Source organism: Microcoleus sp. bin48.metabat.b7b8b9.023, from assembly GCF_013299185.1.
GTDB lineage: Bacteria > Cyanobacteriota > Cyanobacteriia > Cyanobacteriales > Microcoleaceae > Microcoleus.
This window is the reverse complement of sequence record NZ_JAAFKG010000002.1, coordinates 85201-106283: the sequence shown is the minus strand read 5'-3', so window position 1 is coordinate 106283 and position 21083 is coordinate 85201. Positions and strand designations below refer to the sequence as shown.

The following is a 21083-nucleotide window of genomic DNA, read 5'->3' as shown; positions in this document are numbered from 1 at the left end:
CCCCTAACCCTTAGGTCGGGGGGGACAAGAAGCACTCAAAGTCCCCCTTCTTAAGGGGGATTTAGGGGGATCTGGCTTCGGCTGCGAACGAAAAATACAAAAGTTTTTGACCTTAAGTTGACACCAATGGGGAGAATGTGCGAGGGAATTGAAATAAACAATTTTAGAGGTACAACAGCTTAGAACACACAAAACTCGTGCAGGCTTGTGAAAAGCCCCGTCTGCCGGAAATCTTGCATCTGCCTAGAAAAATGAAACTAAAATAAATATATCTAAAGACTTAAAAATATAGTTGAACTGCCGACAGATGGAATACTTTAAGCTGAAAAAATTCCAAATTTCACCGTATTTAGCAGCATTTTCGGCATTAGTAGCAATTTTGGTCGGAGTTGGCATTTTAGACCGATCGGAACAAGAGCGATTTTTGCAACACAACCGCGCTAGTACGATCGATCGGCTCAGCACAGTCCGCTCAAAGTTGGAAGGTTCTTTGAATTCCCGGCTATTTTTGATCCGGGGATTGGTAGCTGACATTTCCCACAACCCAGACATCACCGCAGCCGAGTTTGCAGCTACTGCGAGAATTTTGCTGGCACAACAAACCGGCATTCGCAACATCACTTTAGTTAAAGGGACGACGATCGCAGATATTTATCCGAAGGATGGAAATGAAAAGGCGATCGGGGTTGACTTGATGGCGCTACCCAAACAGCGGCAAATGGTCGAAGATGCGATCCGCACCAGAAAAACTTTGCTTGCTGGGCCCGTGCAATTATTGGAGGGAGGCGTGGGCTTCGTCAGCCGATCGCCAATTTTTCTGACCCCCCCCGACGCCGAGCCCGAAACAGGAGTTTACTGGGGGTTGATCGGTGTGATCCTCGAAAAAAATGTCCTGCTTGAGGAGGCGGGACTCAACGATCCCTCAGCCAAGGTGCAATACGCTGTGCGGGGGAAAGACGCGAAGGGAGTGTCAGGCGAGGTGTTTTTCGGCGACGAGTCGATTTTTCAGAACAATCCGGTGGTGTTGGAAGTGATTTTGCCCAACGGTTCCTGGCAGTTGGCAGCAATTCCCGCGGGAGGATGGCCCGAGAATTCGCCGCTGCGGGGGTGGTTGCTCTCAGGAGGCGGCTTGCTGGCAGTTTTGAGCGGGGTGGCGGTTTTTACGGGGATGTACGGCCTATCGATGCTGCGATCGAGCGAAGCTAAGTACCGGCAACTGGTTGAGAACGCTAACAGCATGATTGTGCAGTTAGACAATGAAGGCAAGATTACTTTTTTTAATGAGTTTGCGGAAAATTTTTTCGGCTATTCACAAGCAGAAATTCTTGGCAAAAGTGCGATCGGCACAATTGTAGATCCGGCCACATTGTCGGAAAATCAGTTAGCCATAATGATTCGAGACTGTTTGGCACAGCCGGACAAATACTTCAAACACGAAAATGAAAACATCCGCCGCAATGGGGAAAAAGTCTGGATAGCCTGGAGAAACAAACCTGTGGTCGATTCCAAAGGGCGATCGATCGGGCTGCTGTTCGTCGGTACAGACATTAGCGATCGCATCCTAGCAGAAGCCGCGCTGCAAGCGAGCGAATCTCGCTATCGGGCAATTATTGAAGACCAAACCGAACTTATTTGCCGTTTCTTGCCCAGCGGAGTTGTGACTTTTGTCAACGATGCCTACTGCCGCTATTTCAATAAATCGCGATCGGAGCTGATCGGCAATTGTTTTATGCCTTTGATTTGGGAAGAAGATAGAAACTTGTGCAGCGATATTTTCAATTCTTTAAGCCTACAAAATCCCGCTATTACCTGGGAACACCGCGTAATTCTCGACACGGGCGAAATTCGCTGGATACAGTGGACTGACAGGGCAACTTTTGACGATCGAGGTGCGGCGATCGAATACCAAGGAGTGGGGCGCGACATTAGCGATCGCAAACAAGCTGAACTCGCCCTGCAAGCTTCAGAAGCAGAATTGCGGGCATTGTTGGCTGCCATGAACGACGTAATTTTTGTGTTCGATATTGAGGGACGCTACCTGAAAATTGCCCCCACCAATCCCGAACCTTTGTACAAGCCGCCGGCGGAAGTTATAGGTAAAAAAATTCACGATCTATTCGATCCAGAAACAGCAGAATTATTTTTGGACAAAATTACGACCGCTGTCTCTACTAATCAAACTTTGAGTTGTGAATATCACCTGGAAATTGGCAGCGAAAAAAAGTGGTTTGCTGCTACCATTTCGCCAATGAAAGACAACACGGCTTTGTGGATTGCCCGGGACATTACCCAGCGCAAGCAAGCTGAAAATTGGTTGAACGGTCAAAAACAAATTTTAGAAATGATTGCTCAGGACGCAAGTCTTTGCGATACTTTAATTACTTTAATTAAAATTATCGAACAGCCATCTAAAAATGTCATGGGTTCGATTTTGATTCTAGCTCCAGACGGCAAACATTTGCTGCACGGAGCCGCGCCCAGTTTGCCAGAAAGTTATAATGCTGCTATTAATGGAGTAGCCATCGGCCCGAATGTCGGTTCTTGCGGCACTGCTGCCTATCGCTGCGAACAGGTGATCGTTACAGATATTGCCAGCGATCCTTTGTGGCAAGACTTTCGAGATTTAGCCTTGAGTTTTGGACTGAGAGCTTGCTGGTCTACTCCTATTGTCTCATCTGGGGGTCAAGTTTTGGGAACTTTTGCCATGTATTACGCCCAACCGCGCACTCCCCAAAAATTTGAGCTGCAATTGATAGAATCTGTCAGGCATTTAGCAGGAATTGCGATCGAGCGGAAACAGGCAGAAGAAAGTCTCAAACAGCTCAATGAAGAACTAGAAAATAGAGTCGAACAAAGAACTGCTCAATTGATGCAAACTGAAGAACGCTGGCAGTTAGCGCTCAAAGGTAACAATGACGGCATTTGGGATTGGAACTTGCAAACAAGAGAAATATTTCTGTCCGATCGATTTAAGGAAATCACCGGATACGAACAAATCGGAATGCTCGATTACTTTGACGAATGGAACAGAAACACGCATCCCGATGATTTAGCTTTAGTAATGCAAGCTTTCCAAGACCATTTAGACAAAAAAACGCCGCATTACATCACCGAATACCGCTTGTGGTGCTACAAAAGCACCTACAAATGGATACTCAGTCGCGGACAAGCTTTGTGGGACGCATCTGGAAAAGCAGTCCGCATCGTTGGTTCAATTACTGACATCACGGAGCGCAAACAAGCAGAGGAAGCACTGCGGAAAAGTGAAGCAAGATTCCAAAAGCTGTCGGCTAATTTGCCGGGAATGATTTATCAATGTTTGTTGCGTGCAGATGGCTTTGTCAGTTTCCCTTACATCAGTCCTGCTTCCCGAGAAATGTTTGAGTTAGAACCAGAAGCTGTGCAGAAAAATTCCGCTTTGCTAATAGATTTGGTTCATCCAGACGACCGCCAACACTATCACGAATCTGTGGCTGTTTCCGCCCAACAATTGCAACCTTGGCAGTGGGAAGGACGGCTGGTGCTTCCTTCCGGCAAGATGCGCTGGTTTCAGGTAATTTCGCGTCCTGAAGCTCAAGCAAACGGTGATATTCTTTGGGACGGCATCACTACTGATATTACCGATCGCAAACAAGCTGAATTAGCTTTACAAGAGAGCCAGCAGTTTATTCAAAAAATTGCCGATGCTACTCCCGGTATTTTGTATCTCTACGACTTGGAAGAACAGCGAAATGTCTATGCTAATTCTTCTGTTGGCACGCTTCTTGGCTATACATTTGATGAAATTAAAGCGATGGGTTCATCACTGATGGCTCAGTTGATCCACCCCGAAGATTTGCCAAAAGTTTTGGAATATCACGCGAGCTTTGCAGAAATTAAAGATGGCGAAATTAGGGAAATTGAGTACCGGATGCTGGCCGCAAACGGTGAATGGTTTTGGCTGCAAAGTCGGGATACTATTTTTACCAGAAATTCTCAGGGTAAGTCAAAGGTAATAATTGGATTTGCCCAGGATATTACGACTCGCAAACAAGCTGAGGAAGCTCTGCGACAAAGCGAGGCGCGAGAAAGAGAAAGAGCTACAGAGCTAGAGTCAGCGCTGCGGTCATTGCGCTCTGCTCAATCTCAACTCATTCAAACTGAAAAAATGTCTTCTTTGGGGCAATTAGTTGCAGGCATAGCCCACGAAGTTAATAATCCGGTTAACTTTATTCACGCTAACATTGCTTATCTACACCAGTATACTACACAGTTGCTGGATCTGCTGAATCTTTACGAACATGAGTATCCCGAACCTAATGCAAAAATTGTCGATCGCATTGCAGAGATTGATTTGGATTTCATGACTGAGGATCTAAGAAAACTTGTAGGTTCGATGCAGGTGGGAACCGATCGCATCCGGCAAATTGTGCTGTCGCTGAGAAATTTCTCGCGGCTGGACGAATCGGCAATGAAGCCTGTCGATATTCACGCGGGAATTAATAGCACTTTGTTGATTTTGCAGCATCGCTTAAAGAGTCACGACAGGCGCCCGGAAATTGAGGTAATTAAGGAGTTCGGGAATCTGCCGCCGGTGGAGTGCTATGCGAGCCAACTCAATCAAGTGTTTATGAATATTATTGCTAATGGAATTGATGCTATTGAAGAACAATATCACAAGTTGTCAGTTCAAGAAGCAGTGACTAAGAGCGGCCGGATTGTGATTTGCACTGGTGTCACGGCCCAGAGCACTGTGAGGGTGGAAATTTCGGACAATGGTACGGGGATTCCGCAGGCGGTGATCGATCGCATTTTTAACCCGTTTTTTACGACAAAAGCTGTGGGGAAAGGTACTGGCTTGGGAATGTCGATCGCGCACTCGATTGTGGTAGAAAAGCACAAGGGCAAGATTGACTGTTTCTCGGAAGTCGGAGGGGGAACGACTTTTGCGATCGAAATTCCGATCGGCAAAAGTTATCAATAGTTAAGTTGCTTAGGTACGTTGTTGCGCTTGGGCGCTCTTCGAGGATCTATGAAAGAGCGCTTAAGCGCAACAACGTACCTTGATGAGAGTTGTAGATATTGTAGGGTGCGTCAGCGATTAGCCTAATTTTGAGGTGGGGAGCCAGAAGTGCCGAGCTGACGCACCCTACCAATCAGACTAAAGAGGGCGGGCACGGGGGCACCGCCCCTACAACTGTCAACTCTTCCTTCTGTTATACCGACTAAGATAGATTCAAGCTGCTGAGAAAGCGGTGCTGCTTGAAACCTTTAATTGTATAAAAACTGACATGATGGGATTAATCCTGGAAGCGATCGCAGCAATGGGACAGAATGTCCGCTGGATGTCTTGGAATTTGTTTTTAGGTTTAGTACCGCTGGCGTTGAGTTTTTGGCTCTTCCGCAAACCTCGATCGCGCTGGCTGCTGTGGGGTACGTGGGTTCTCCTAGGCGCTACTTTTTTGCCTAGCACGCGCCATGTTGTGTCCTATCTCAAGCACATTGTACAAGATGTGGGCACAACTTACGTTTTGGGGGCGATCGCGATTACGCTAGCACTAATGGCTTTAGACATCTGGGTGCTGAGAGAGCGCGGAGTTCGCTCTCTCCGCTGGTGGGGCGGTTTTTTCTGGTTTATCGCGTTTTTGCCCAATGCACCCTACGTTTTAACTGATATCATTCACCTGATCGACCAGATTAAAGAAGGGACTTCGGTGTGGACTGTGACTCTGGCTTTGATTCCGCAGTATCTGGTGTTTATGCTGGCGGGATTTGAGGCATATGTACTGTCGGTGATGGGTTTGGGTTACTATCTGAAACAACAGGGTTGGGGTAGATTTATTCTGGCAACGGAGATAACTATACACGCACTTTCGGCGATCGGCATTTATTTAGGGCGATTTATCCGGTTCAACACTTGGGACATTCTGGCGAATCCCGATGCCTTAGTTAACACCGTCATGAATGATTTGATTGGTAAGCGTCCGGTTGTAGTAATGGTTGCAACATTTGTCGTCATTGCTGTTTTGTATTGGGTGTTCAAGCAAGTTAGTTTGGGGATTAGCCACCGATTTTATTACAATCTATCCTCCTCGGAGTCGATCGGCGAAACCGCGGCTTCTGCCGATCCCATAGATTTGAGATTTTAGATTCACCCCACAACTAACCTACAAACTGTTTGCGTCTCCACAACTTAAATCGGAAAACCAGTCTTCCTCTTTAAGTAAGTTCAACAGTTGACAGTTGACAGTTGACAGTTGACAGTTTAATAGCGATCTCTACCCTTAAGTACGAGGATTGGAATAATCAATAGTCTGATTTTAATTTCTCCCGATCGGGCGGGCTTTCAACCAATTCTTTCTGGTAAGATCGTGTCCCCTAAAATAACCGTTATCAGGTAGGTTCGAGCGTTTGGACTTCAGTCTTCATGAAAATTTGAGGACTGAAGTCCGAGCGCTCGAACCAATTTAATTGTAGTCGTGACAGCGCACCTCATATAGCAGTCCTAAATCATTTGTGAGTTTCTTACTCCCTCCCCGCGACTTCGGGGAGGGTTGGGGTGGGGTAAAAAGATTTACGACTCCTGCAAGGATTGCTATAGGAGACCAATCTCTTCCCTAAACTCCCAAATAAATTACTGCGACAATGGGGAATCAAACTTGATATGTTAGAACAGTTGAAGTAGTTTTGCAAACAGTAAAGATGAATCGATTTGACCGTCAGTTGTGGGAAAAATTTATTGCAATCGCTCAGCCTTACTTTTATCCTTTAGAGCCTGGAGGAGGCAGGGTTTTTCTGGGATTAGTAGCGCTGTTGTTGATATTTCTCTTCGCTGCTATGTTTGTACTCGTTAGTGTTGTATGTTTGGGTGCTGCCGCTCTTTTTCCGGATTTTGTCAATAATATTGCTGCTGGGTTAGTTAGTTTGTTGCAACAGATTATTTATTCTCCGGAAATTATCATTGTTGCCTTGATGCTAATTATTCCTTTCAGCGCATTTTTATTTTTTAAAGGCAGGTTGATAGCGCATTGGCAGTCGTGGTTTTTTTTGGCTTTATTGCTGTTATTGTCCCTGTCTGTCAGCGGCTTGAATGTAATCATTAGTTACGTCAGTAACTTTTTTAATACAGCACTGGCAAAAAAAGACCAGCTCAATTATTGGAAGTATCTTTTTGTATATGCAGGGGTTTTTGCAGCCGGCACTCCCATTGTGGTAATTTACGGCTACATCCAAGATAAATTGAGTCTCTACTGGCGACAGTGGATGACAAATAAGTTCCTAGACAAGTATTTTAATAATCGGGCTTATTACGAAATAAATTCACACAAGGAAATCGACAATCCCGACCAAAGAATTTCTGAAGATGTCAAATCGTTTACTCGTACAAGTTTGACATTTATGCTGGCGCTCCTGAGTTCAATAGTTAATATTATATCTTTCACGGGTATCCTGTGGTCAATCTCGAAACAACTTTCAATTTTCCTGGTTGTCTATGCTATGTTGGGGACGACCGCCAGTCTGATTTTTGGTCAAAAATTAGTGCCTCTAAATTTCGAGCAACTTAAAGAAGAAGCTAATTTCCGCTACGGACTGGTTCACATTCGCGACAATGCTGAATCCATTGCCTTTTATGGGGGGGAAGAGCGAGAATCGATGCAAATAAAGCAGCGGTTCGTGGAAGTGTTCCGCAATTTTAATTTGCTAATTGGCTGGCAGCGAAATTTGGATTATTTTACAACTGGATATGGGTATGCTGTGGTGATTATTCCGGCTTTGTTTCTCGCTCCTGCTTATTTTGCCGACAAAACCGATACGATCCAGTTTGGAGACATCACTCAGGCGGGTTTTGCTTTCCGTCAGGTTTTAGCCGCTTTTTCACTGATTGTCAGTCGCATTGAACCCCTTAGTGCTTTTGCAGCTAGCATCAATCGTTTAACTGTATTTACAGATACTTTGGAAGCAAAAAAGGCGGTATCTCGTGCCGGAGGAACTACTATAGATGTCGTAGTAGATTCTCAGTTGACGCTGAAACAGGTTACTTTAGATACTCCGAAGCATCAAAAGACTTTGATTAAGGATTTGTCGGTGGCGGTGTCGCCGGGAGAAGGACTGTTAATTGTCGGTGAAAGCGGTTCTGGGAAGAGTTCTTTGCTGCGGGCTATTGCGGGTTTGTGGGACTCGGGAACGGGTCGTCTGGCGCGGCCGGAATTAGGAGAAATGCTGTTTTTGCCGCAGCGTCCTTATCTGATTTTGGGCAATTTGCGATCGCAACTTCTCTATCCCAACACCAGCAGCGAGGTTGATGAGGAACAATTGCGCCGCGTTTTGGCATTAGTCAACTTAGCAGATTTGCCGGACAGATTGGGCGGTTTTGATGAGGCTTTAGATTGGGTAGAGATTTTGTCCCTGGGAGAACAGCAGCGTTTAGCTTTTGCCAGATTGTTATTGACAAAACCGCGATATGCTATTTTGGATGAGGCGACAAGTGCTTTGGATTTGAAGAACGAGCAACTTTTATATGAACAGTTGCAAGCAACTCAAACTACATTTGTGAGTGTGGGCCACCGATTGAGTTTGTTGAAATATCACCAGCAGGTTTTGGAACTTTTGGGTGATGGGAGTTGGCGACTGCTTTCGACCGAAAAATACCGCGATAGTACGAAGGTTTTTGGCTGATACAGCGCTGGTTTCAAAAATTGTGAATTTACTCTGTTTTTAGTTTTTGGTTCGCGGTGGGTGGCGGTACGGTTGGAGATTTATCGCGCAGGTGCTACAGATTAATCGCTCATCGCCTTGCCTCCACCCTACAAGAGTTCTACTAGGGTTGCATTCTTTTTTTGAAGTGGTATCAAAATGGATAATTTGGGTATTGTAAAACTTCATTCAGTTTGTAAGCATAAGTAATCAAGCATGGTATTATGTGGTCAGGAGGTTGAGAATGCAGCTAACAGAACGTCACATCATTAAATCGAAAGAACGCCGTTTCGTCCAAATTGACGAACTAGCTTTTAAATCGAAGAATCTCTACAATGCTGCCAATTATGTCCTTCGTCAAAGTTTCATTTATGGATGGGGCTATGTCAATTACAACGAAATGAATCGCTTGATGAAATCTCACGCAGCTTACAAGGCAATGCCTGCCAAGGTTAGCCAGCAAATCTTGATGTTGTTAGACAAAAACTGGAAATCGTTTTTTGAAGCTCTCAAAGCTTACAAAAAAGATGCCTCTAAATTTACGGGTCGTCCAAAAATACCTAAGTACAAAGATAAAGTCAAAGGTCGAAATATCCTGGTTTATACGATTCAAGCAATAAGCAGCAGGCAGTTGAAAAATGGAATTATTAAACTGTCAGGTACTGAGATTTTAATCAAAACCAAAGTAAATCCCGAACGAATTTGTCAAGTTAGATTGGTTCCCAAATGCGATGCTTATGTAATTGAGGTAATTTACGATGAACCGGAGTCCACCGCTATCCGTAACAACTTCGTAGCTAGTATTGATTTGGGACTGGACAATTTAGCGGCGCTAACTTCAAATCAACCGGGATTTATCCCTCTTTTGATTAACGGGCGACCACTCAAATCGATTAACCAGTTCTACAACAAACGTTCTTCGCAGTTGCAATCCCAACTAAAAGGGGAGCGCAAAACCTCACCCCGGCTTCAACGCTTAACCCGCTGTCGCAACCAAAAAGTCGATAATTACTTGCATCACACAAGTCGATTAATAGTCGAACTTCTGACGGCAAATCAAATTGGGACGCTAGTAATTGGCAAAAATGCACAGTGGAAAACTGAAATTAACCTGGGAAAACGAACTAATCAAAACTTTGTCAGCATTCCTCACGCTCGATTAATTGAGATGTTGGAATACAAGGCTCGATTGGTGGGAATTAAGGTGATAGTTCAAGAAGAATCTTACACGTCTAAGTCGAGCTTCTTGAATCTAGATCCAATTCCTGTGTACGGGCATACTAGCGCTTTGGATGTCGTATTTAGTGGCAGGCGAATCAAAAGAGGATTATACAGAACATCAGTCGGTCAATTAATTAACTCCGATGTTAACGGTTCTTACAACATCCTCAGAAAAGCAATCCCAAATGCCTTTGGCAATGGGATAGAGAGCTGCGTAGTTCAGCTTTAGAAGGGTCAATCCGCTCGAAGTGAAAGCGAAAGGGGAGGGACTGGAAGCCTCCCATGTCATGTAATAGATGACTATACTTTTACCAGCTATAAATATCTCAAACGGCCCTCCAAGACCGACAAGCAAGCTGAAGATTGACTTATTCAATTGTTTGCCCGCGAGAACTCAGAGAATATAATAGAAGATAGATTTTTAGTACAGGCGAGATTCCTACCTTGACTACTCCGATTCCTCAAAACTTTGTGCAAACGATCGCTAAAGAGCGCGGTGTCACAGATGCCGAGTTAGAGACTGTGTTTATGGCTCTCGACGGTCAATCTACGGCTACCATCGCAACCAAGCTTGGCATTAGCGATATCGCCGTTCGCAAAAGACTAGGCGAAGTTTACAAAAAGTTTCAGATCGCGGGGAATGGCCCTGGAAAGCTCTCGGAATTGAGGCATCAGTTGCTGTTTTCCTACCACACCGAGCAGGGTTCGATCGATTTTAGTCAAGGTAAAGGCTCTCTATTCAATATGCCAATCCTCTCCGTTGGCGCAGCCCCCGTAGGGGCGGGCTTCGCTAACGGGCGCCGACAGGAAGATTGGGGCCAAGCACCGGATGTTGCGGTTTTTTACGGGCGGACTGAAGAATTAACTACTTTAAAGCAGTGGATTGTATCGGATAATTGTCGCGTAGTAGCGCTGCTGGGTTTGGCCGGTAGTGGGAAAACAACTCTGTCGGTGCAGTTGGCAAAACAGGTACAGCATGAGTTTGATTTTGTGATTTGGCGATCGCTGCGATCGACACCAACAGCATCCGACTTCCTCACTAGCTTAATTCAACTTTTTGCTAACCCACAAAAGTCCGATCTGCCTATCGACTTTAACAGCAAAATTTCGCGCCTAGTCGAGTATCTGCGCCAGCAGCGATGTCTGATAATTTTAGACGATTTTGAAGCAGTGCTCAAACCAGAAGAACTAGCGGGACATTACCGCGAAGGCTGTGAAGGATATCGAGATTTAATTGTGCGGCTCTGTGAAGTCAATCACCAGAGCTGTGTTGTCCTAGTTAGTGCCGAAGAGCCTACGGAAATGGCTTTGCTAGCTGGAGAAAAAGTGCGCTTTTTAAAGCCTGCTATTTCCGAGGAAATAGCCCGAGATATTTTCAAAGAAAAAGGTTTGTCCGCCCAAGATAGAGAATGGGAAATCTTGTTAGCCCGGTACGGAGGCAATCTGTTAGCAATCAAGATTGTGGCGACAACGATTCATGAGTTTTTCGAGGGAAATGTTGTCAAGTTTTTGGAAGCGACGGCATTATTTATTGAAGAACACATCAGCAATTTGCTCGCGCAGCAGTTCGATCGAATGTCAAATTCAGAACAAGAGATTGCTTACTGGTTGGCTATTGCTCAAAGTCCGATTTCCCTAGCGAGTTTGCGAGAGCAGATGTTAGTCAATTCTTCCCTTTCCGATTTGCTAAAAAATCTCGATTCTCTCGGCCGTCGCTTTCTCATCGAAAAAATAAGTGAGAGCGGGCAAACTGTTTTTAGGCTTCAGCCTTTAATCGTGCAATATGTAAGTGAAAGATTAGTCGAGCAGATTCAAGCGGAGGTTTTGGAGACAGTCAAAACGCAAGGAATAGAAAGAATGTGGCTGTTAAAAACTCACAATCTTAGTAGGAGTGTTGCTCAACAAAAAGAAAGCAAAGAGGATCGCAGTCGCTCAATTGTAGAATTAGTTACAAATCGGTTGCAAGTATTGTTTCTGAAAACTGTAGGTTCGGAAGAACCGCTAAATATCCTGACGAAAGTTGCCTCGGGGCTGGAAGATAAATCGATGCTTGAGGTGGGATATGCTAGGGAAAATTTAGCTCAGATTATTTTAGGAATTCGGCGCTAGTATCAGATTCGGGAAATACACCTATTATGAAAAATACTGAATAGTATTTGTAGGGTATGGCTCAATCAAAAATCTGTAAATTCAATCGACTTTTCGAGCGATGACACACCTGATACGATAGTTGATACAACTAGCCCAAAAATTGTTTGGTCGGAATACTTTTTGTCAATGGTATAATAAACTTCGTTCGTTCGTTTGTAGTGCGGACTTAAGTCCGCAGCCGGAGAGCGGACTTAAGTCCGCACTACGAGCCGTTTTTGTTATGGCTATAGACCCGAAATAATACGATCGATCCACCGCAAATGTCAATCAAATAAATACAGCTCGACGCAGATTCATTTCAAATAAAAATAGTTTTTGAATGAGCGCAAGAAGTCTAAGGTGCGTCTCATTTTTGAAAAAAGCATTTTTTATTATAGTGCGATCGCGCTTGATGCTCCCGATGCGCGGTGCGGATCTATGAGATTGTCGATTTTTCTCGATAAATTTTCGAGGGCGACGCACCCTACGATTCTGTCAACTGTCAAGTAAGAGGGCGGGCACGGGGGCACCGCCCCTACAACTATTAACTCCTTTATGCGACAAAAAAACGATCGCCCTTTAACAAAAGCGATCGCTCTATTTTTAGCAACAACAGAATTGGATAAAATTATTTGACAATACCGAAAACCGATGCAGATTCAGATCCGGTAATTTTGCCCAAAGCAGGTACTGTTGGAGCCTGTGCAATTTTGGGTGCCAAAAATCCCTTCGCATAAATCTGAGGATTTTGTTGAACGATGAGGGTGTAAGATTGGCGGACTTCGGCATTAACAGCCACAGTCTTCGCGTCGTAAGCCTGCATCGCCATGTTTGGATAAAAACCAATGCCGACAATCGGGATCAAGAAACAAAATGCGATCGCCACTTCGCGAGGTTGAGCATCGATAAACTTTGCATCACCAGGCAAAACGCAACTATTACCGAAACAAACCGCTTCATCCATATTCTCTCGCTGATTCCGCAAATCTAGATCTTCTAGATCGCAAGCTGCCAATGTTCCACAGTTGTAAAATAACTGTCGCAGCATCGAGAGCAAATAAATCGGTGTCAAAATCAGTCCCACTGCCGCCAGGAATATGATCACAGCGCGGAAAGAAGTACCGTAAATATCGCTAGTTGCGACGCCAACAAACACGGAGAGTTCGCTAGCAAAACCGCTCATACCGGGGAGTGCCAAAGAAGCCATCGCGCCCGCCGTAAACAAGGCAAACACTTTCGGCATTACTTTCCCAATCTCGCCCATCTCGTCCATGATCATGGTATGGGTGCGATCGTAAGTCACGCCAGCCAGGAAAAACAATACTGAGGCGATCAAACCGTGGGAAATCATTTGGAGCAGCGCCCCGTTGATTCCCAAATCGGTGAAAGAAGCAATACCCAACAACACGAATCCCATGTGAGAAATCGACGAATTCGCCAAGCGGCGCTTCATGTTGGTTTGGCCGAAGGAGTTAAGCGCGCCGTAGATAATGTTAACTACGCCGAGCACCGCCATAATTGGCGCAAAGTAAACGTGTGCTTTCGGAAGCAGTTCCAAATTCAAACGAATCAGTCCGTAGCCGCCCATTTTCAGAAGCACGCCGGCCAGAATCATCGACACAGGAGAAGATGCTTCACCGTGGGCATCAGGCAGCCATGTGTGAAAAGGGAAAATCGCGAGTTTGACGCCGAAGGCAATCAACAATCCCGCATAAAGTAGGATTTCTAAACCTAGCGGATAGTCCTTCAAGCCCAGTTCTACCATGTCGAAGGTAACGTTTCCTCCGCCGTAGAATCCCATTGCTAGGGCAGCGACGAGAATAAAGATAGAAGCGCCGGCGGTGTAAATCAAGAATTTGGTAGCTGCGTAGCGACGGTTTTGTCCGCCCCAAATCGAGATTAGCAAGTACACCGGAATTAGTTCTAATTCCCAAACAATGAACAGCAACATGATGTCTTGGGCGACAAATACTCCGATTTGTGCCGAGTACATCACCAGCATTAGGAAGTAGAACAATCGTGGTTTGCGATCGACTTCCCATGCAGCAAAAATCGATAGCGTCGTCACCAATCCCGCCAATAACACTAGCGGAACTGACAATCCGTCAACCGAAATAGACCAGTTGAGACCTAAAGAAGGTATCCAGGGATACTGTTCAACGATTTGGAAACTAGAAATGCTCGGATCGTAGTGCGTCCAAAACACCCAACACATCAACACAAAATCTGCAATGCCTACGCCCAGGGCATACCAACGCACAGTTTTGCCGTCTGTATCGGGCAGAAAAGGGATGGCGAGGGCAGCTACGAGGGGTAGCATGACTATTGCGGTCAGCCAAGGAAATTGATCCGCTATCATGATATTGAGAATAAATACTTAGTTGAAAGTTACCACTATTGTAATACGTAATTTTAATAAAAACTTAAGATTTGCAAATATTTGTTTTATATTAATGATAAAAAAAGTTACTGCATAGATTGCCCAGAATGTCAAGATACTGAGGAGGTATTTATTTAGCTTGTTTAAAATCATGGAACAATCTCTGTAGGGCGCGCCGCCATTCTTTAACGGCTTGCACGGCGATTTGAGGGCGACGCACCTGTTCCGCGTACTAGCGGTAATAATTAATTATTCTGTAGCACGAGTTTTTAGGGCTGGCACTGTGACTCACGGTTTGGGACAAGTCTTATTTGGGAAGTCACAGCTATAAATATAGGGTTTCTGCCAACTCAGAGGAATTTCTAATAAATCCCTGGTTCCCGTCATTCCCTGTCCCAAAAAGAGCAATACAGCGATCGAGTTCAAGATGACATGGACTGTGCGCCAGCGATTCGATCGATCTTTGTAGATGTCTTGAACTATCGCCAGGGAGAAAACCATCAGCAACGCAGCCGTGATGCCAATGTAGTAGTGAGACCAATACCATTCATCGCTGCGCCGAAAAACGCCATCTTGAGCGCCAAGAATCACCAAGCCAGCACCCGTCAATGTCGCAAATGTGCCGCGCCAGATAGCAGGTGTCGATCGATATAACATGACCAAAGAGGCAATGGTAGCAACAAACATCAGAATAATGAAAATTACCTGAAACGAGTTTTTGCTCCAAACATCCTTGCTCAAAATATGCTCAAAAATTGGGTAGCCCAGACCCAACAGAGTTACTCCTACCACAGATCCCGACAGAATTTTACCTGCTTTGACGTGTTCGCCGCCGACTACAGGGGGAATTTTGCTCTTATCCCCAGAGGCAACTTGCTGGCGGCGCTGCCTAGTTTGCCAAGCCATATTCAGCACAATACCAAGCATCGGAAAAACGATCGCTACAGCCAAAACAGGATGCAGCAAACTCAGAAAATCTTTAATTTCCATAAAGCACCTTTTTGTTTTTAAACTGGATCAAACTAAACTTTTGAGATTTTGACGAAATCGATCGCCCGATCGCGATCGAACAAAACCCGAGGCTTCAACAAAATCGCACATCACAACCAGAGAGATTTTAACTTACCAGGAGCGCAAGAGCATTTCCATTAATTCGGACATACAAAAACTTGGTTTCTAGTCACCCGTGCGTAAGTCCTACAGTCAACAGTTGTTCGGCGAAAGATGCAATTAGACTGAAATCGGTCAATTGCGAGATCCATTTTTGTGGTATGGCAGATTCGCCGTAAAAAGCTCCCGCCAACTGTCCGTAAACTGCACCAGTTGTATCCGCATCGTCGCCCAAATTCACAGCCAACAAACACCCTTCGGCAAAAGAAGAACTGTTATAAAACGCCCAAAGAGCCGCCTCCAAAGACTTAACCACGTAACCAGTACCCTTAATTTCAGGAGGTTGTCTCCGTTTAAAAGAACCCGCCGCAATTTCATCAATTTCTGCCACCAGCGGGTGCGCGGCCCAATATTCGGCGATCGGACAATATCTTTCCGAAAGCAAAACTTCTTTACTAACTTTATTCACAGCCCCCGCAATTAAAGCACCGAAATAGCGGCAAGCATCGACGCAAGTAGCAGCACCGTGAGTAGTTCGAGAACTTGCTCCAGATTTTTCTATGACTTCTAAAGGATTCTTAGCATAAAACAAAGGTACGGGAGCCAAACGCATAATCGAACCATTTCCAGCAGTCCAAGATTCGGTAGAACCGCAGTAAGGCTTTTTTGTATCTTCAAAATGCCAAAGTGCTTGTTGAACCGTATTGCCAATATCAAAACACTCGCCCGTACTGCTCAAATGTCCATGTAGCCGCCACTTCAGATAAGTTTCTAATTGATGGACTGGATCGAAATCTTTTTTTTCAATCAAACTTTCAGCTAAACAAAGTGCCATCGAAGTATCATCCGTCCACTGTCCCGGTTGCAGGCGAAACGGGCCGCCACCAACCATATCTTTAATGGGTTCAAAGGTTCCGGGGCGACAAAACTCTAAAGTTGTTCCCAAAGCATCGCCAACTGCCAAACCGATTAGACTGCCGCGATAACGTTCTATTTGCTGCATAGTAATTTTCAGTTGATAGTTGACAGTTGACAGTTGACAGTTGATGGCACTTGACAAAAGATATTGTAGGGTGCGTCAGCGAGGGGCCTAATTTTCAGGTGGGGAGCCAGAAGTGGCTGACGCACCCTACTACCAATGTGACTACTACCAATGTGACTGTCAAAATAAATGTTTTTTGCATTCATTGAGATGCTCCCGTGTAGACCTACTTTATTCTCTTAATTCTCTTTCTCTGCGTACTCTGCGCCCTCTGCGGTGAATCAAAAAAATCTTGTTCAAAAATGAAAGAAAATTGCCCTACCTGCGGTTAAAAATAAAAAAACCCGACTTTTCGCCCCAAAGGCTGAGGCCAAAGACGACTCAAGCTAATATTGATGTTAACCTTTCGCTACCCGAGATCGAACCGTCCCATGACACCCGATGCCTCCACAGCCGCTGCTGCTACCCCTCAATCAACACCCGAAGTTAGCTTAGATTTGCAAGTCCGACTCAAGACTGAAGACGGACAGCTATTGTTGCTACTTCCCCCAGAAACGAACAACGAACCCGCAACTGGTACGGCATCGACTTGGACTGAACTTTGCCAGCAGCTAAAAGTCAGGCTGAATGCTGGAGAACGCTTTTGGCAGCCGAATGCCGAAGTACAATTGATGGGCAGCGATCGACTTTTAGATATCCGCCAATTGCAAGAAATCGCCGATGCCCTCTTGGAAGCGGAACTGCAACTCAAACGAGTCCACACCAGCCGCCGCCAAACGGCCGTTGCCGCAGCTACGGCAGGCTATTCTGTAGAACAGCAGCCTCCGGTTTCTACCCTGAGTAAATCCGCCGACAAACCGCAATCGCTGGCGGAACCTTTATATTTGCAGATGACTGTGCGATCGGGCGTAGAAATTCGTCACCCAGGGACGATCGTACTTTTGGGAGACGTAAATCCCGGTGGCTCAGTCGTCGCCGGAGGCGATATCCTGGTTTGGGGCCGTTTGCGGGGCGTCGTGCACGCGGGTGCTGGCGGCAACACCAACAGCGTGATTATGACCTTGCAGATGGAACCGATGGTGATTAGGATTGCTAAATACGTTGCCAGAGGCCCAGAAGCCTCACCCGCTCAGTTTTTCCCGGAAGTCGCCTATGTGACGCCTCAGGGGATTCGGATCGGTAGAGCCTCTGATTTTGACAAATCGCAGTTAATGGGCGGTAATGGGTAATTGGTTATTAGTCATTAGTCATTAGTCATTAGTCATTAGTCATACTATTTCTATTTAAGTCGGCACTTAATAATTTGGTTTTAGCTAAATCAGTGAATCCAGAAAAAATGAAAAATTGAGTGCATATTTAGAGAGAATTCCTGGAAAAAATGAGAGTTGTAAGTTTTGAGTGTTAAGTTGATTCAACGAATAACAGATTGCCGATCAATTATCACAAAACAATTGCCAACGAATGACAAAAAACCAGAAGATTAATTGCTTATGACTAATAACGAATAACCAATGCCCCATGCCCAATGCCCCATGCCCAATGCCCCATGACCAATGCCCAATGCCCAATGCCCAATGCCCAATGACTAATTCCAAATAAATCTAAAATCGCTTATGGCTCGCATTATTGTTGTTACATCAGGGAAAGGCGGAGTGGGAAAAACCACCTCCACAGCCAATCTCGGCATGGCTTTAGCCAAGCGGGGGCGTACAGTTGCGGTAATTGATGCCGATTTCGGCCTCAGAAATTTAGACTTGCTGCTGGGCTTAGAAAACCGCATTGTTTACACGGCATTAGAAGTTCTCGCCGGAGAGTGTCGCTTAGAGCAAGCTTTGGTGAAAGATAAGCGGCAGCCGCGCTTGGTGCTGTTGCCGGCGGCTCAAACTCGCATGAAGGATGCCATCAGCGCCGACCAAATGAAGCAGCTTGTGGGGATGTTGGGAGCAAAATATGACTATATTTTGATCGATTCTCCGGCTGGAATTGAGCAGGGTTTCCAAAATGCGATCGCCCCGGCGCAAGAAGGCATCATTGTCACGACTCCAGAAATCGCTGCTGTCCGCGATGCCGATCGAGTCATCGGCCTGCTGGAAGCCAACAATGTCAAGAAAATCAGGCTAATCGTCAACCGGATCAGGCCTGCAATGGTGCTGGCAAATGATATGATGTCGGTGCAAGACGTGCGAGAAATCCTTGCCATTCCGCTGTTAGGCGTCGTTCCCGACGACGAGCGGGTCATCGTTTCTACCAATCGAGGCGAACCATTAGTATTGTCGGAAACGACCTCTTTAGCTGGAACTGCCTTCGACAATATTGCCCGCCGTTTAGAAGGCGAAAAAGTTGATTTTTTAGATCTCACTCCTCGTCGGGAAACGTTTTTCACTCGCCTCCGCAAGTTTTTCAATACTAAAATTATGTGATGTGCTGCCCTATTGGCGATCGACCTTTAATAGCAGCCACTGCATCGCAAAAACTAGCCGAAAAATTCCCGGAGTAAAACCATTTCGCAAAAAGCATCAAACTGCTGCCCCCGACTCCAAACCAGACGGGAATAAGTCATTCTCCAATCTAAAATCTAAAATCTAAAATCGACTGACTTTTTCTATGCCCAACCATTGACAAACCCGCCGTAACCATGATATACACACTTCTCGAACGACTTTTCCCGCGCATCCCTGACAACAGCCGCGACGATGTAAAACGCCGCCTCAAACTGGTTCTAGCCCACGACCGGTCAGAACTCAGCCCCGAAATGGTTGAGTCTATGCGCCGAGAAATTCTAGAGGTGGTGTCTCGCTACGTCGAAATTGATACCACTGAGTCAGAGTTCGGTCTAGAAAGCGACCAGCGGGCCACATCTCTGATCGCAAATCTGCCGATCCGGCGAGTTAGACTGGAAAATCCACCGGAAAATTTGCCCTATAAATTACCTGAGAAATCCCCGGAGAAATTGCCAGAGAATCTACCTGAAAAGGTGGCTGAGTATGTACCGGAGTATGTCGTCGAAACTCTCCCCGAAACTGAGTGAGTGATAGGATTTGGGATTTTCTGTTCACTAAATTAGTGCGATCGGCTCGCCATTGAAATTAAACTATAGAAAACATATCGAGAACCCCGTCCTTTCAAGGCCCGGATGAAGGCTAGCCACAGCTTTTAAGCTGCCAGTCACCCAGCAAGATTTTGTTGTTGTCACGATATCTACAAAATGGTACAATATTTTGTAGAGTTGGTCAATAACCATGCTAAATCTCAGTTACGAGTACAAACTAAAGCCGACAAAAGAACAGATTTCTCAAATCGAACGAATTCTAGTGATTTGTCGTAAGGTCTGGAACTACGCATTGAGAGAACGGAAGGACTGGATTAACTCTCGTAAATGCTCGATTAATGCTTGCTCGATTGTGAACGAGTACATTATTCGTGCTGATGCTCCCTACCCAAATTATTATGTTCAGGCTGCCTTGCTCACTAAGGCTAAAGAGTTGTTTCCCGAACTAAAAACGGTTAACGCAAAAAGATGCTTCAACAGGTGTTAAGAAAGCTGGAGACAGCCTTCCTAGACATGAAGCGTAAGGGTATGGGGTTTCCGAGATTTAAAAGCAAATACCGAATGCGGTCATTTGTATTTCCTCAAATGCTCAAAAACTGCATCCAAGGAAATAGCATTAAGCTGCCACAATTAGGTGTTGTTGAGTTCATAAAATCTAGGGAGATTCCTAATGGGTTTGCAGTCAAACAAGCTCGAATCGTTCGTAAGGCTAGCGGATATTTCGTCATAATTTCACTAGAATGTGATGTTAATGTGCCTGAGCCTGTTGCAACTGGATATCCGATTGGCATAGATTTAGGCTTAGACCAATTTTTAGCAACCTCTGAGGGTAAATTAATTAAACGTCCTAAGTTTCTAGCAGTCGAACACCGCAAGCTGAAATTGCTGCAACGTCGGCTCAAGAACAAGAAGAAGGGATCTAACAACCGCCATAAGTTAAATCGAAAAATTGCTAGACTACATCAGCGTGTAACCGACACTAGAAAAGACTGGCATTTTAAATTGGCTCACGAAGTAGTAAAAGATGCGGGAATGATATTTGTTGAAGATATCGATTTTCGAGTTTGGGCTAAAGGTATGTTTTGCAAACACACTTTAGATGCTGGCTTTGGTCAATTTGTTGCGATTCTTGCTTGGGTGTGCTGGAAGCGTGGGGTTTACTTTGAAAAAGTAAATAAGGATTTTACCTCTCAGGTATGCCCTAATTGTGATACGCATACTGGCAAGAAAGAGCTTAATAATCGAGTTCACACCTGTCCAGAATGCGGGTATACAACGCATCGAGATGTAGCAGCATCTCAAGTTATTCGTAATCGCGGATTATCCGCCGAGGGACGCTCGGTAGATATAAAAGAAATTGCCTGTGGAGATGGTCTGGCGGGGACTGGTAACAGTCTAGTTAAGAATCCGAGAAGCAGGAAAAAGAAGGCATGAAGGCGTGGCTAAAGCCCGCTTTCATGCAACCTTTGAGAATCCTCGCGCATTCATGCCGAGGAGTACGTCAACTCTCTACAATTAAAATCTTGTGGGGTGGGCTA

The 21083-nt window shown here is 45.3% G+C and carries 9 protein-coding genes and 3 pseudogenes; 9 read left to right on the top strand and 3 right to left on the bottom strand.

The window, feature by feature from the left end; translation table 11 throughout:
• Positions 1–307: 307 nt before the first annotated feature.
• The 5 genes and pseudogenes from QZW82_RS01720 (at position 308) to QZW82_RS01700 (ending at position 12003) form a co-directional block, all read left to right on the top strand.
• The gene (locus QZW82_RS01720; RefSeq protein WP_293143570.1) at positions 308–4963 is read left to right on the top strand and encodes a PAS domain S-box protein; all 4656 of its coding nucleotides are present in this window, start codon (positions 308–310) and stop codon (positions 4961–4963) included.
• A gap of 307 nt (positions 4964–5270) precedes the next feature.
• Complete coding sequence (locus tag QZW82_RS01715) at positions 5271–6128, top strand: DUF1361 domain-containing protein (protein ID WP_293143567.1); 858 nt, start codon at positions 5271–5273, stop codon at positions 6126–6128.
• 553 nt (positions 6129–6681) lie between these two features.
• A complete protein-coding gene (locus QZW82_RS01710) occupies positions 6682–8655 on the top strand; it encodes an ABC transporter ATP-binding protein/permease (RefSeq protein WP_293143565.1) in 1974 nt (657 codons plus the stop codon).
• Positions 8656–8917: 262 nt separating this feature from the next.
• A pseudogene (locus tag QZW82_RS01705) lies at positions 8918–10187 on the top strand (transposase).
• Positions 10188–10338: 151 nt separating this feature from the next.
• Positions 10339–12003 carry an NB-ARC domain-containing protein gene (locus QZW82_RS01700; RefSeq protein ID WP_293143559.1) on the top strand — a complete coding sequence of 555 codons (1665 nt, stop codon included), beginning with the start codon at positions 10339–10341 and terminating at the stop codon, positions 12001–12003.
• A gap of 649 nt (positions 12004–12652) precedes the next feature.
• Here QZW82_RS01700 and QZW82_RS01695 read toward each other — a convergent pair.
• From QZW82_RS01695 to QZW82_RS01685, 3 genes are all read right to left on the bottom strand, one after another.
• Positions 12653–14383: an NAD(P)H-quinone oxidoreductase subunit 4 gene (locus QZW82_RS01695; protein ID WP_293143556.1), complete on the bottom strand. Its 1731-nt coding sequence runs from the start codon at positions 14381–14383 to the stop codon at positions 12653–12655.
• A 309-nt stretch (positions 14384–14692) separates the two neighbouring features.
• Positions 14693–15394 (bottom strand): DUF4079 domain-containing protein, encoded by a 702-nt coding sequence (locus tag QZW82_RS01690; RefSeq protein ID WP_293143553.1) that lies wholly within the window; start codon positions 15392–15394, stop codon positions 14693–14695.
• Between the two features lie 190 nt (positions 15395–15584).
• Positions 15585–16574, bottom strand: coding sequence for an ADP-ribosylglycohydrolase family protein (locus QZW82_RS01685; protein ID WP_366664963.1), 990 nt, complete (start codon positions 16572–16574; stop codon positions 15585–15587).
• A gap of 353 nt (positions 16575–16927) precedes the next feature.
• Here QZW82_RS01685 and minC point away from each other — a divergent pair, with 353 nt between their 5' ends.
• The 4 genes and pseudogenes from minC (at position 16928) to QZW82_RS01665 (ending at position 20979) form a co-directional block, all read left to right on the top strand.
• Positions 16928–17725, top strand: coding sequence for a septum site-determining protein MinC (gene minC / locus QZW82_RS01680; protein WP_293143550.1), 798 nt, complete (start codon positions 16928–16930; stop codon positions 17723–17725).
• A 384-nt stretch (positions 17726–18109) separates the two neighbouring features.
• Complete coding sequence (minD, locus tag QZW82_RS01675; RefSeq protein WP_293143547.1) at positions 18110–18916, top strand: septum site-determining protein MinD; 807 nt, start codon at positions 18110–18112, stop codon at positions 18914–18916.
• Between the two features lie 215 nt (positions 18917–19131).
• Positions 19132–19389, top strand: a pseudogene (minE, locus tag QZW82_RS01670) (cell division topological specificity factor MinE); the annotation flags it as partial.
• A 346-nt stretch (positions 19390–19735) separates the two neighbouring features.
• Positions 19736–20979 (top strand): annotated as a pseudogene (locus tag QZW82_RS01665) (transposase).
• The last annotated feature ends 104 nt before the right edge of the window (positions 20980–21083 follow it).